Genomic DNA, 12,581 nt, shown 5'->3' with positions numbered 1-12,581 from the left:
GTTCATGCTCAGAAGTCCCACCCGTCGTCGTCGGCCTCGTCCTTGACGGGCTCCGGTGCGGCGAAGGACTCGCCGACCATGCCCGCGGTGAGCGTGGTGCCGTCGCTGGGGTCGATGAGGATGAACGAACCGGTGCGCCGCGAGTCCGCGTAGGAGTCGGCGGGCAGCGGCTCGGCGGTACGGATCTTCACCCGGCCGATGTCGTTGGCGCCGAGGGTGCCGGGGTGCGGGTGCAGCGACAGGTCGTCCAGCGTCAGCCGGGACGGGATGTCCTTCACGATCGCCTTGACGGTGCGGGTGCCGTGCTTGAGCAGCACCCGGTGGCCGACGGTCAGCGGCTGGTCGGCGACATGGCACACGGTGGCCTCGACGTCCTGCGAGGTGGCCGGCGCGTCCTTGCTGGGGACGAGCAGGTCACCGCGGGAGATGTCGATGTCGTCGGCCAGCAGCAGCGTCACCGACTGCGGAGTCCAGGCGATGTCGACCGGCTTGCCCAGCAGGTCGATCCCCGTGACCGTCGTCGTCCGCCCGGACGGCAGCACGGTCACCGCGTCGCCCACCCGGAACGTGCCCGCGGCGATCTGCCCCGCGTAGCCCCGGTAGTCGGGGTGCTCGGCGCTCTGCGGCCGGATCACGTACTGCACGGGCAGCCGCGCGTGGCAGTGCGCCAGGTCGTGACTGACCGGGACGGTCTCCAGGTGCTCCAGCACCGTCGGGCCGCCGTACCAGTCCATGTGCGCGGACGGCTCCACCACGTTGTCGCCGATCAGCGCCGAGATCGGGATCGCGGTGACCTCGGGGACGCCCAGCTCGGTCGCGTACGCCGTGAACTCCTCGGCGATCGCGGCGAACACCGCCTCCCGGTAGTCGACCAGGTCCATCTTGTTCACGGCGAGGACCACGTGCGGCACCCGCAGCAGGGCGGCGATGGCGGCGTGCCGGCGGGTCTGCTCGACGACACCGTTGCGGGCGTCGACCAGGACCACGGTCAGCTCGGCCGTGGAGGCGCCGGTGACCATGTTCCGCGTGTACTGCACATGGCCCGGGGTGTCGGCGAGGATGAACCGGCGCCGGGGCGTGGCGAAGTAGCGGTAGGCCACGTCGATGGTGATGCCCTGCTCCCGCTCGGCCCGCAGGCCGTCGGTGAGCAGCGCGAGGTCGGGCGCCTCCTGCCCGCGGCTGGCCGACGCCCGCTCCACGGCCTCCAGTTGGTCGGTGAGGACCGACTTGGAGTCGTGCAGCAGCCGGCCCACCAGCGTGGACTTGCCGTCGTCGACGGAACCGGCGGTGGCGAACCGCAGCAGAGTGGTTGCCGCCAACTGCTCGACTGGCGTCATGCGTAATCCCTTTGCTACATTCCGTGGCGACCGCCGGGTCGGCGGTTTCGGCCTGTGGAGCTGATGTAAGACCTCGGCTCGGGTTCGTCCCGGGGGCTGTCGGCGGTGAAGCGGGAAGCCCGGTGAGCGATCGCCGGATTCTGTGGTCTGCGGGCGGCAGAAGAGGCCGGGTCTAGAAGTACCCCTCTCGCTTGCGGTCTTCCATAGCCGCCTCGGAGAGCTTGTCGTCGGCTCGCGTCGCACCGCGCTCGGTGAGGCGCGAGGCGGCGATCTCGGTGATCACCTTCTCGATGGTGTCGGCGTCGGAGTCCACCGCGCCGGTGCAGGACATGTCGCCCACGGTGCGGTAGCGCACGAGCCGCTTCTCGACGGTCTCGCCGTCCTTCGGGCCGCCCCACTCACCGGCGGTCAGCCACATGCCGCCGCGGGCGAACACCTCGCGCTCGTGCGCGTAGTAGATCTGCGGCAGCTCGATGCCCTCGCGGGCGATGTACTGCCACACGTCCAGCTCGGTCCAGTTGGACAGCGGGAACACGCGGACGTGCTCACCGGGGGCGTGCCGGCCGTTGTACAGGTTCCACAGCTCGGGGCGCTGGCGACGCGGGTCCCACTGGGAGAACTCGTCGCGCAGCGAGAACACCCGCTCCTTCGCGCGGGCCTTCTCCTCGTCGCGGCGCCCGCCGCCGAAGACGGCGTCGAACTTCTCGCTCTGGATCTTCTCGGTGAGCGGCACGGTCTGCAGCGGGTTGCGGGTGCCGTCCGGACGCTCCTTGAGCACCCCGCGGTCGATGTAGTCCTGCACGGAGGCGACGTGCAGCCGCAGCCCGTGCTCGGCGACCGTGCGGTCGCGGTAGTCGAGCACCTCGGGGAAGTTGTGCCCGGTGTCGACGTGCAGCAGCGAGAACGGGACCGGTGCCGGGGTGAACGCCTTCAGCGCCAGGTGCAGCATGAGGATGGAGTCCTTGCCGCCGGAGAACAGGATCACCGGCTTCTCGAACTCGCCCGCCACCTCGCGGAAGATGTGCACCGCCTCGGACTCGAGGGCGTCCAGGTGGGAGAGGGCGTACGGGCTGTCCGTGCCCTCCTTCACGGTGGCGACGGTCGTCATGCCAGTCCCCTTTCGCTGAGCACGGCGTACACCGACGCCGCGGACTCCTGCACGGTCTGGTTCTGGGACTCGATCCGCAGATCGGGTGTCTCGGGCTCCTCGTACGGGTCGTCCACGCCGGTCAGCCCGGTGAGTTCACCCGCGGCCTGCTTGGCGTACAGGCCCTTCACGTCACGTACGGAGCAGACCTCGACCGGGGTCGCCACATGCACCTCGACGTACGGCGTGCCGTTCGCCTCGTGCCGCTTGCGGACCGCGTCCCGGCTGTCCGCGTACGGCGCGATGACCGGGACGAGCGCGGTGACGCCGTTACGGGCGAGCAGTTCGGCGACGAAGCCGATGCGCTGCACGTTGGTGTGCCGGTCCTCGCGGGTGAAGCCGAGGCCCGCGGAGAGGAACTCGCGGATCTCGTCGCCGTCGAGCACCTCGACCCGGCGGCCCCGCTCGCGCAGCCGGCCGGCCAGTTCGTGGGCGATGGTGGTCTTGCCCGCGCTCGGCAGACCCGTGAGCCAGACGGTGGCTCCGGTCGTCACGTGGTTCTCCCTGGATATCGATGATCCGGTGGTCGTCGTCATGTCAGCCGTGCAGTCCGCACTCGGTCTTGGAGCGGCCCGCCCAGCGGCCGGCGCGGGCGTCCTCGCCCTCCAGCACCCGGCGGGTGCAGGGCGCGCAACCCACGGAGGCGTAGCCGTCCATCAGCAGCGGATTCGTGAGGACGCCGTGCTCGTCGACGTACGCTTGCACATCTTCCTGTGACCACTTCGCGATGGGGGAGATCTTCACCTTCCGCCGCTTCTCGTCCCAGCCGACGACCGGGGTGTTCGCCCGGGTCGGGGACTCGTCGCGGCGCAGGCCGGTCGCCCAGGCCACGTAGCCCTTCAGGCCCTCCTCCAGCGGCCGCACCTTGCGCAGCTTGCAGCACAGGTCGGGGTCGCGGTCGTGCAGCTTCGGGCCGTACTCCGCGTCCTGCTCGGCGACCGTCTGCCGCGGGGTCAGCGTGATGACGTTCACGTCCATCACGGCCTCCACCGCGTCCCGGGTGCCGATGGTCTCCGGGAAGTGGTAGCCGGTGTCGAGGAACACCACGTCGACGCCGGGCAGGGCGCGGGAGGCGAGGTGGGCGACCACCGCGTCCTCCATCGAGGAGGTCACGCAGAACCGCTTGCCGAAGGTCTCGGCGGCCCACCGGAGGATCTCCGGCGCGGAGGCGTCCTCCAGGTCCCGGCCCGCCTGCTCGGCCAGCGCCTTCAGGTCCTCGGTGGTGCGCTCTTCCTGAACAACCGTCATGTCCGGTCCCCTCCCGTGTCGGATCGCTCAAGTCCCCGGGCGAGCAGCCCGAGGAACTTCAGCTGAAAGGCTCGGTTGCACGCACCGCATTCCCAGGCCCCGTGGCTCTGTTCGGCCGGGCGCAGGTCCTCGTCACCGCAGTAGGGGCAGTAGAACGGCGCCGCACGCTCGCTCACGAAAGGGCCTCCTCCGACGCGCGGCCGACCCAGGCCGCGAACCGCTCGCCGTCCTCGCGCTCCTCCTGGAAGCGGTTGAGGACCCGCTCGACGTAGTCGGGCAGTTCGTCGGACGTGACCTTCAGGCCGCGGACCTTGCGCCCGAAGGACGGCTCAAGACCGAGCGCGCCGCCCAGGTGCACCTGGTAGCCGCCGACCTGGTTGCCCTCGGCGTCGGTGACCAGCTGGCCCTTGAGACCGATGTCCGCGGTCTGGATGCGGGCGCAGGCGTTCGGGCAGCCGTTGATGTTGATGGTGAGCGGCTCGTCGAAGCCGGGGAGCCGGCGCTCGAGTTCGTCGATGAGGTCGCTGCCGCGCTCCTTGGTCTCGACGATGGCGAGCTTGCAGAACTCGATGCCCGTGCAGGCCATCGTGCCGCGCCGGAAAGGCGACGGGTTGACCCGCAGGTCCAGCGCCTCCAGGCCGTCGACCAGGGAGTCGACCCGGTCCTCCGGCACGTCGAGGACGATCATCTTCTGCTCGACGGTGGTGGAGACCCGGCCGGAGCCGTGGTTCTCGGCCAGTTCGGCGACCTTGGTGAGCAGTGAGCCGTCCATGCGGCCGACGCGCGGGGCGAAACCGACGTAGAAGCGGCCGTCCTTCTGGCGGTGCACGCCGATGTGGTCGCGCCACCGCTGTGCCGGCATCTCGACGGCGGGGCCGTCGATCAGCTTGCGGCCCAGGTACTCGTCCTCCACGACCTGGCGGAACTTCTCCGGGCCCCAGTCGGCGATCAGGAACTTCAGCCGGGCGCGGTTGCGCAGCCGCCGGTAGCCGTAGTCGCGGAAGACGGAGGTCACCGCCTCCCACACGTCCGGCACGTCCGCCTCGGGCACCCAGGCGCCCAGCCGCACACCGAACTTGGGGTTGGTGGACAGACCGCCGCCGACCCACAGGTCGAAGCCGGGACCGTGCTCGGGGTGGACCACGCCGACGAAGGAGATGTCGTTGATCTCGTGCGCCACGTCGAGCAGCGGGGAGCCGCTGACCGCCGTCTTGTACTTGCGCGGCAGGTTGGAGAAGCGCGGGTCGCCGATGTAGCGGCGGGCGATCTCGTCCAGCGCCGCCGTGCCGTCGATGATCTCGTCCTCGGCGACCCCGGCGACGGGGGAGCCGAGCATGCCGCGCGGGCAGTCGCCGCACGCCTCGGTGGTGGACAGGCCGACGGACTCCAGGCGCTCCCAGATGGCGGGCACGTCCTCGATGCGCACCCAGTGGAACTGGATGTTCTGCCGGTCGGTGATGTCGGCGGTGCCGCGGGCGTAGGTCTCGGCGACCTCACCGATCGCCCGCAGCTGCTCGGTGGTGAGCCGGCCGCCCGTGATGCGCACGCGCATCATGAAGTACGTGTCCTCGAGCTCCTCCGGCTCCAGCAGACCGGTGCGCCCGCCGTCGATCCCGGGACGGCGCTGGGTGTACAGGCCCCACCAACGGAAGCGTCCACGCAGGTCGTTGGGGTCGATGGAGTCGAAGCCGCGCTTGGAGTAGATCGTCTCAATGCGTGTCCGCACATTGAGACCGTCGTCGTCCTTCTTGAACTGCTCGGCGCCGTTGAGTGGGGTCAGGTGCCCCACGGCCCACTGTCCCTCTCCGCGGTGACGGCTCACCTTGCGGCGGGGGGTCGCGGCGGCAGGCTTCTGCGCGGCGGCAGGATTCTGCGGGGTGGCGGCCATGGTTGATACGTCCTTCAAGACAGGCGGGAATGCGGCTCTGACCTGCGCGTACGCGCGCACGGGTCCAAGGTGCGCGTCATTGCGCGGGGAGTGAGACCAAGAAGGGATGTCGGGTGGTGCCGGGTGCTCTCAGCGCGCCGGACAGATGGCGCTGGACATGCGGCCGAGGTCGACGTGCCGCCGACTCACCAAGGCGGTTCCAGTTCCAGACATGACGGAAGCGTGTCACGGCGATCTGGACACAGTCCAGCTTCGTCCAAAATGCGGACACCCTTGTCTCGAAGGGAGAGACGGGGGTGTCCTTGGTCACAAGCGCCGCGGGCGATCTTGTCCGTGCTGGTCAGGCGGGGTGGGCCCCGGCCCACGGACCCGGAGTCGGAGCCTCCGGTTCGTCCTCGACCTTGGTGTCGAACAGGGTGAAGCCGCGGCGCCGGTAGTTGTCCATGGCGTGCTCGCCGTCCTTGCTGCAGGTGTGCAGCCACACCCGCGTGGTCGGCTTCAGCTCCGGCCGGCGGTCCGCCAGGTCCCAGGCGCGGGCCGTGCCGTACGACAGCAGGTGCCCGCCGAGGCGCCGCCCCCGGAAGGCGGGCAGCAGCCCGAAGTAGACGATCTCGACGGCCCCGTCCCCCTGGGCCTCCAGCTCCACGTACCCGGCCGGCGTCCCGCGGTCGTAGGCGACCCACGTCTCCACCTCGGGCCGGTCCAGGTGCTCCAGCCACCGCGCGTACGTCCAGCCCAGCCGGTCGGTCCAGCGGATGTCCCCGCCGACCGAGGCGTACAGGAAACGGCTGAACTCGGGGGAGGGCACCTCGGAGCGGACGACCCGCACGTCCCCCTCGGGCACGGCGGCCGGAAGGAGATCGGTGGGCGCGGTCTGCTCCAGGGACCAGGTGGTCACGGAGATGGTCGTCATGCCCGAAAGGGAACCATCCGACACGAGCTTCTGTCGAACGCCTGATCAAGGCGCGGACAGGCCCTAGTCCAGGGAGCGGTCCACGGACGCCAGCGGCAGGGCGAACAGCATCCGGCCGGACTGGGACCACACGTCGCCGCTCTCCTCCCAGTAGGACAGGGACGCCGCCCGGCCGCTCCAGCAGCGGTGCGTCTCGTCGGCGCCGCACCGGGTGGGACGCGCCCCGTCCGTGTCCTGCCGCCACAGCGTGCCGCGCTCGTCCGGCGTCCCGGTCATCCGGCCCAGGTACCAGCCCGACCGGTACGACAGCACGCTGCGCACATCGGTCAGCTCCGTCTCGTACACCCCCACCGGGTCCGTGTCGAGCAGACCCGCACGCTCCGGCTCGGTACTGAACGCGTACCGCCACAGCCGGGTCGGCCCGTCCTCGTCCACGGGCGCCGCCTCGTGCGTGACCAGGCTGTCGGGCGCGGTGCTGCGGTCCAGGGAGATGCCGCCCGGCCGGGGGGCGCCGGCCCCGTCCGTCCGGTAGGAGGCGACGGCCGGCAGCACGTACCGCGCTCCCGCCGCCGACCAGCCGCCGGGCACCCGCCCGACCGACGTGCCGTCCACGGTGGCCCGCTGGACCCGCTTCACGTCGTACACGTACAGCGCGCTGTCGTCCGCCGGGCCCGCGGTGACCAGCAGTTTGTCCTGGTACCAGACCATGCCGGACACGGTGGAGCCGAGCCCGCGGTAGTCGCGACCGCCGTCCACCGGAACGGTGAGCAGGGCCCAGGTGTAGCGCAGGTCGTCCGGGTCGCCGGCGTCCACGAAGGCGACGCGGGCGAGACCGTCCTCGGCCGGCGTGCCGGTGCTGCGGCTCCACCCGGAGAGGATCACCCGGTCCTCGCCCCAGCGGCCGTCGTCGTCCGCGTCCCCGGAGGTGGTGACCGCGCCGGACTGCCAGCCGTCGGTGTCGGTGCCCGGCCAGCAGTACGCGTGGGTCGCGGCGGGCTCGACCGGCAGGGTCCGCCGGTCGTCGGCCGTACAGTCCTCCGCGTCGCCCAGCGAGCCGTCGGGATCGGCGAGCACGGAACCGACACCGACCGGCCGGCCCATCCCGTCGGAGAGCCGGTCCAGCGCGTCGCGCGGCACGGGGTGCTCGGTCAGCCGCAGCGGCGCGGTCTCGGCGGACGCGGTCAGCGGCTTCAGCGCCCCGGGGTCGTCGGCGTCGGTGGCCTGGGAGGCGCTGATCATGGTGGCGGCCGCGGTCAGCGCGAGGGCGGTCCCGGCCAGCGCCGCCCGCAGCACCCTGCCCTGCCTGCGCCGGCGGTGTCTGCCGCGATGCTTCATGACGTCCTCCCGAGACGAGCCAACTGCGTCCGGTGGTCCAAGGGTTGACCGTGGAGCAGATGGGGTGGCCCGTACCGGGATGCTACGGCAGCCGGCCGGCCCGGGAGCCGAAGTCCCTGCAAATATGCGAAACAGCGACCTTCCGAGGCGCTCCCGGGCACGCCTGTGCGACCCCGCGCGGTCTTGACGGACGGGGGTCAGACATCCGGCACCGGCCGACGGCCCGGCACCGGGGCCGCCGGGAGGGGGAACAGGTCGTGGGGGTCGTCCGGGAGGACGACCTCCACCTCGGCGGTCTCCGTGAAGCGGTAGGGGCGGTGGTCCAGGAGAGGGCCCAGGTAACGGCGTACGCGGGACATCTCCGCGCGTACCGTCACCGTGCGGCCCGGGTCGCCGAAGACGTCCCGGGCGAGGTCCGCGGCACTGCGCCCCGCGCGGTGCACGGCCAGCAGGTACAGCAACCCGGCGTGCCGGGGGCTCAGTTCCCGGGTCCAGGAGCCCGCCCCGCCGGACACCTCCACCGACCGGCGGCGCGGCCCCCGAAGGTCCAGCACGATCCGGGTCGCGGCACGTGCCACCGGTTCGTCCGCCGCCCGCACCAGCCAGCCCCCGGCCAGCGGCTCCAGCGAGCAGCGGCCCAGCGCCGGCAGCCACCGCATGCCCGCCGACACCGGCTCGGGCAGCGTCAGCCGCTCCGTGTACGGCATCCCCGTCACCGCCGCCGTCCACCCCTGCCGGTCCACGACCAGCGCACGCCCGTCGATCCGGGCCAGCACCGGCGCCGCCACCGCCCGCAGCCGCTCCAGCGACCGCAGATGCGTCTCCCGCAGCCGCGCCTCGGCGAGCTTGGCCACCGAGTCGACCCACGCCAGCGTGGCCGGGTGCATCGTCTCCAGCGGCCCGCTCACATCCACCACGCCGATCAGCCGCCCGTCGCGGGGATCCGTGATCGGCGCCCCGGCACACGTCCAGGTGGCGTGCGACCGTACGAAGTGCTCGGCGGCGAACACCTGCACCGGACGCCCGGTCACCGCAGGCGTCCCCACCCCGTTGGTGCCGACGACCTCCTCGCGCCAGTCCGCGCCGATCTCGAAACCCAGCCCGTCCGCCTTGCGCAGCACCGGCGCGCTGCCCTCCCGCCACAGCACCCGGCCGTCCTCGTCGGCCACCACCATGATGTGGTGCGCGACGTCCGCGACCGACAGCAGCCCCTCCCGCAGCACCGGCAGCACCTGCCGCAGCGTCGACGACTCCCGCCGCCGCTGCACCTCCTCACGGGACAGCAGCCCACTGGGGGAGCCGTGGTCCGGGTCCACACCACTGCGCAGCATCCGCTCCCAGGACTGCCCGATCACCGGGCGGGGAGCCACGGGCGTACGCTGCCCGGAGAGCGCGGCGGAGCGGACCTCGTCGAGCACCCGCGCCGCACGCGCCGTGTCGACGGCGGCCAGCCGCGTCATGTCCATCGGCGAGAGCGCCACCGGATCCTCCCGGAGATAAGGCTGTCGGGACTCATACTGCCGTCTGCCCCCGGCGCGAACGCCCGGTACGGCCACGGCGACAACACGTTGCAACCCCTTGCAACCCTGGTGGAGAGCCCCCGGCTGTCTGAAACTTGGGCGACGCCGTCCCGAACGGCGTCCACGGCCTCACGGGGCCTGTGCGGCGGGGGTGGTGCCGTGTCGGCGCAGCACCACCCCCGCGTCATGCCTTGCGGCGACCGGGATGGTGTGCGCGACACCGGGTGCTGCTCGATGCGCGTCGGCGGCTGCCGGGTTGCGGGTGGCCGCTCGCGCGGTTCCCCGCGCCCCTCGGGCTGGTGCCCGCGCTCCTCGGCTTCAGGAGACCGGCCGAGCTCGGTCCACGATCGCTGCCAGATCCAAGGTGTGCGGCAGCGTCCCGAACGCCGCGCCCCCGTCGCCGCCCAGCCGTGCCGCACAGAACGCGTCCGCCACCTGCGGCGGCGCATACCGCGCCAGCAGCGACCCCTGGAGCACCAGCGCGAGGCGCTCCACCAGCCGCCGCGCCCGCCCCTCGACGCCCTCCAGGTCCGCCAGTTCGGTCAGCAGGTCCTTGATCGCGGCGTCCAGCCGGTGATCCGCCCCGCGCGCCCGCCCCACCTCCCGCAGATAGGCGTCCAGCGCCGCCGGCTCCCGGCGCAGCGCCCGCAGCACGTCCAGCGCCTGGACGTTCCCCGCGCCCTCCCAGACCGAGTTCAGCGGCGACTCCCGCACCAGCCGGGGCATCCCCGACTCCTCGACGTACCCGTTCCCGCCCAGGCACTCCGCCGCCTCCACCGCGAGCGGCGCGCACCGCTTGGTCACCCAGTACTTCGCCGCCGGCACCGCGATCCGCAGCAGCGCCCGCTCCTGCTCACCGCCGTCGTCGTAGGCCGCCGCCAGCCGCAGCGCCAGCGTGGTGGCCGCCTCCGACTCCAGCGCCAGATCGGCCAGCACATTGCGCATCAGCGGCTTGTCGACGAGCTTCCCGCCGAACGCCTCCCGGTACGAGCAGTGGTGCACCGCCTGCGCCACGGCCTGCCGCATCAGCCCCGCCGAGCCCAGCACACAGTCCAGCCGGGTCGCCGCCACCATCCCGATGACGGTGCCCACCCCGCGCCCCTCCTCGCCGACCCGGCGCGCCCACGTCCCGGCGAACTCGACCTCGGCGGAGGCGTTGGACCGGTTGCCCAGCTTGTCCTTGAGCCGCTGGATCAGGAACACGTTGCGGGTGCCGTCCTCCAGCACCCGCGGCACCAGGAAACACGTCAGGCCACCGGGCGCCTGCGCCAGCACCAGGAAGGCGTCCGACATCGGCGCCGAGCAGAACCACTTGTGCCCGGTCAGCTCGTACGCGCCGTCCTGGGCCAGCGGCCGCGCCGCCGTCGTGTTCGCCCGTACGTCGCTGCCGCCCTGCTTCTCCGTCAGGCCCATCCCGAACAGGGCACCGGACTTCTGCCCGGCGGGCCGCAGGGCACGGTCGTAGACCGTCGACGTCAGCCGGGGCTCCCACTCCGCCGCCAGCGCCGGGTCCGTGCGCAGGGCGGGGACCGCCGCGTGGGTCATCGACAGCGGGCAGCCGTTGCCGGCCTCGACCTGCGTCCACACCAGGAACGCCGCCGCCCGCCGCACATGTCCGCCCGGCCGCCCCCAGGCCGCCGTCAGCCCCGCCGAGACGCCCTTGCCGAGCAGCCGGTGCCAGGACGGATGGAAGTCGACCTCGTCGATCCGGTGACCGTAGCGGTCGTGGGTGCGCAGCCGCGGCGGATGCTCGTCGGCCTGCACCCCCCACTCCTGCACCTGCGCGGACCCGGCGGTCCGCCCCAGCCCCGACAGCTCGGAGCGGCCCTCGTCCCGCACGTCCGGTTCCAGATGCCGCTCGACCGCCTCCACCAGCGCCCGGTCGGCGCCGAACACGTCGTACTGCACCAGAGGGGGAGCCTGATTGGTCACGGTGTGCGTGGTGCCTGCCATGTCCACGAACGTACCCCGCGGTACGCCGGCCTCACCCGGCGATCCGGCCTGCGGGTGAGTGCGACCTGGTACGACGGATACCTTTAGGTCGTGCAGCCAGCAAGTGAATCCCCCGACGCGCCCTCCGGCCGCCTCCACCGGGCCCGGGCCCTCTACCGGAACGTCTCCAAACGCAGGACCGCCTGGCTGCTGCTGAAGGACACCGTCAACTCGTGCATGGAGTACCGCATCCTGGGCCTGGCGGCCGAGGCGGCGTTCTTCACGCTGCTGTCGGTGCCCCCACTGCTGCTCAGCATGATCGGCCTCCTCGGCTACGTCGACGCCTGGACCGGCGCCGACACCATCCAGAGCCTGCAGCGCAACCTCCTGGACGCCTCGCAGACGGTGCTGTCCGACCGGGGCGTGACGGAGATCGCGGAGCCGATCCTGCGGGACGTCACGAAGGGCGGCCGGCCCGACGTGATCTCCCTCGGCTTCCTGATCGCCGTGTGGTCGGGCTCCCGCGCGGTGAACGTCTTCATCGAGACCATCACCGTCATGTACGGCCTCGACGGCGTACGGGGCATCGTCAAGACCCGGCTGCTGGCCTTCCTGCTGTTCATCGTGGCCCTGCTGATCGGCTCCATCGCGCTGCCGCTGATGGTGGCGGGACCGGACGCGGTCGTCCGGGTGGTGCCCTGGTCGACGACGCTCGTCCAGGTCCTCTACTGGCCGGTCGTGATCCTGCTCTCCGTCGCCTTCCTGACCACGCTGTACCACGTCTCCGTGCCCGTGCGCTCCCCCTGGATCGAGGACGTGCCCGGCGCGCTGGTCGCCCTCGCGATGTGGGTGCTCGGCAGCTTCCTGCTGCGCCTCTACCTCACCAACACCGTCGAGGGCCCCACCATCTACGGTTCCCTCGCCGCCCCCGTCGCCGTACTGCTGTGGATCGGTGTGTCCGCGTTCGCCGTGCTCGTCGGCGCCGCGGTCAACGCGGCCATCGACCGGGTCTGGCCGGCCGCCGCGACGGCCGCGGCCCGCGAGGCCAACGAGCGGCTGCGGCAGGCGCAGGTCGCCGAGTACGTCGCCCGCACCGCCGCGGCCGGCGAGGTCGACCCCGACATGCCCTCCGAGTTCCCCGAACGCTGGTCCCGCTTCCTTCCCCCGGAGGACGTCACGTCACGGCTGCGCACGCACGTGAAGTCCACCCACCCGAGGAACGGGCGGACATCGGACGACGAGGAGAAGTGAGCCCGGCGGC

12 protein-coding genes are annotated in these 12,581 nt (G+C 72.0%); 1 reads left to right on the top strand and 11 read right to left on the bottom strand.

What is annotated here, in order from left to right:
* Nucleotides 1–8 precede the first annotated feature (8 nt).
* From ACH4VX_RS25465 to ACH4VX_RS25415, 11 genes are all read right to left on the bottom strand, one after another.
* Entirely contained in the window at nucleotides 9–1,337 is a 1,329-nt protein-coding gene (locus ACH4VX_RS25465; RefSeq protein ID WP_398370352.1) for a sulfate adenylyltransferase subunit 1, read from the bottom strand.
* Nucleotides 1,338–1,509: 172 nt separating this feature from the next.
* The gene (gene cysD, locus ACH4VX_RS25460) at nucleotides 1,510–2,445 is read right to left on the bottom strand and encodes a sulfate adenylyltransferase subunit CysD (protein WP_398370351.1); all 936 of its coding nucleotides are present in this window, start codon (nucleotides 2,443–2,445) and stop codon (nucleotides 1,510–1,512) included.
* Complete coding sequence (gene cysC, locus ACH4VX_RS25455) at nucleotides 2,442–2,978, bottom strand: adenylyl-sulfate kinase (RefSeq protein WP_398370349.1); 537 nt, start codon at nucleotides 2,976–2,978, stop codon at nucleotides 2,442–2,444. Before cysC ends, cysD begins: the two co-directional genes overlap by 4 nt.
* A 43-nt stretch (nucleotides 2,979–3,021) precedes the next feature.
* Nucleotides 3,022–3,732, bottom strand: coding sequence for a phosphoadenylyl-sulfate reductase (locus ACH4VX_RS25450; protein WP_398370347.1), 711 nt, complete (start codon nucleotides 3,730–3,732; stop codon nucleotides 3,022–3,024).
* Nucleotides 3,729–3,908: a hypothetical protein gene (locus tag ACH4VX_RS25445; protein WP_398370345.1), complete on the bottom strand. Its 180-nt coding sequence runs from the start codon at nucleotides 3,906–3,908 to the stop codon at nucleotides 3,729–3,731. The genes ACH4VX_RS25450 and ACH4VX_RS25445 overlap by 4 nt, the downstream gene beginning before the upstream one ends.
* Complete coding sequence (locus tag ACH4VX_RS25440; RefSeq protein WP_398370343.1) at nucleotides 3,905–5,620, bottom strand: nitrite/sulfite reductase; 1,716 nt, start codon at nucleotides 5,618–5,620, stop codon at nucleotides 3,905–3,907. Before ACH4VX_RS25440 ends, ACH4VX_RS25445 begins: the two co-directional genes overlap by 4 nt.
* Before the next feature lie 129 nt (nucleotides 5,621–5,749).
* Complete coding sequence (locus ACH4VX_RS25435) at nucleotides 5,750–5,833, bottom strand: putative leader peptide (RefSeq protein ID WP_312846743.1); 84 nt, start codon at nucleotides 5,831–5,833, stop codon at nucleotides 5,750–5,752.
* 127 nt (nucleotides 5,834–5,960) lie between these two features.
* Nucleotides 5,961–6,533 carry a GNAT family N-acetyltransferase gene (locus ACH4VX_RS25430; protein WP_398370341.1) on the bottom strand — a complete coding sequence of 191 codons (573 nt, stop codon included), beginning with the start codon at nucleotides 6,531–6,533 and terminating at the stop codon, nucleotides 5,961–5,963.
* A 63-nt stretch (nucleotides 6,534–6,596) separates the two neighbouring features.
* Nucleotides 6,597–7,868 (bottom strand): hypothetical protein, encoded by a 1,272-nt coding sequence (locus ACH4VX_RS25425; protein WP_398370339.1) that lies wholly within the window; start codon nucleotides 7,866–7,868, stop codon nucleotides 6,597–6,599.
* Between the two features lie 197 nt (nucleotides 7,869–8,065).
* On the bottom strand, nucleotides 8,066–9,349 hold the full coding sequence (locus ACH4VX_RS25420) for a GAF domain-containing protein (RefSeq protein WP_398370337.1): 1,284 nt from the start codon (nucleotides 9,347–9,349) through the stop codon (nucleotides 8,066–8,068).
* Between the two features lie 357 nt (nucleotides 9,350–9,706).
* Complete coding sequence (locus tag ACH4VX_RS25415) at nucleotides 9,707–11,341, bottom strand: acyl-CoA dehydrogenase family protein (RefSeq protein ID WP_398370335.1); 1,635 nt, start codon at nucleotides 11,339–11,341, stop codon at nucleotides 9,707–9,709.
* Between the two features lie 90 nt (nucleotides 11,342–11,431).
* Between ACH4VX_RS25415 and ACH4VX_RS25410 the strand changes: the two genes are divergently transcribed.
* Nucleotides 11,432–12,571 (top strand): YihY/virulence factor BrkB family protein, encoded by a 1,140-nt coding sequence (locus ACH4VX_RS25410; RefSeq protein WP_398370334.1) that lies wholly within the window; start codon nucleotides 11,432–11,434, stop codon nucleotides 12,569–12,571.
* Nucleotides 12,572–12,581: the final 10 nt, after the last annotated feature.

Source organism: Streptomyces sp. NPDC020731, assembly GCF_044334705.1.
Classification (GTDB): domain Bacteria; phylum Actinomycetota; class Actinomycetes; order Streptomycetales; family Streptomycetaceae; genus Streptomyces.
Note: the sequence above shows the minus strand (reverse complement) of the source record. Positions and strands in the feature narration are given on the sequence as shown.

Coding starts and splice junctions, on each gene's coding strand:
- ACH4VX_RS25465 (WP_398370352.1), bottom strand. CDS start 1,337: ATGACGCCAGTCGAGCAGTTGGCGGCAACCACTCTGCTGCGGTTCGCC.
- cysD (WP_398370351.1), bottom strand. CDS start 2,445: ATGACGACCGTCGCCACCGTGAAGGAGGGCACGGACAGCCCGTACGCC.
- ACH4VX_RS25450 (WP_398370347.1), bottom strand. CDS start 3,732: ATGACGGTTGTTCAGGAAGAGCGCACCACCGAGGACCTGAAGGCGCTG.
- ACH4VX_RS25440 (WP_398370343.1), bottom strand. CDS start 5,620: ATGGCCGCCACCCCGCAGAATCCTGCCGCCGCGCAGAAGCCTGCCGCC.
- ACH4VX_RS25435 (WP_312846743.1), bottom strand. CDS start 5,833: ATGTCTGGAACTGGAACCGCCTTGGTGAGTCGGCGGCACGTCGACCTC.
- ACH4VX_RS25430 (WP_398370341.1), bottom strand. CDS start 6,533: ATGACGACCATCTCCGTGACCACCTGGTCCCTGGAGCAGACCGCGCCC.
- ACH4VX_RS25425 (WP_398370339.1), bottom strand. CDS start 7,868: ATGAAGCATCGCGGCAGACACCGCCGGCGCAGGCAGGGCAGGGTGCTG.
- ACH4VX_RS25415 (WP_398370335.1), bottom strand. CDS start 11,341: ATGGCAGGCACCACGCACACCGTGACCAATCAGGCTCCCCCTCTGGTG.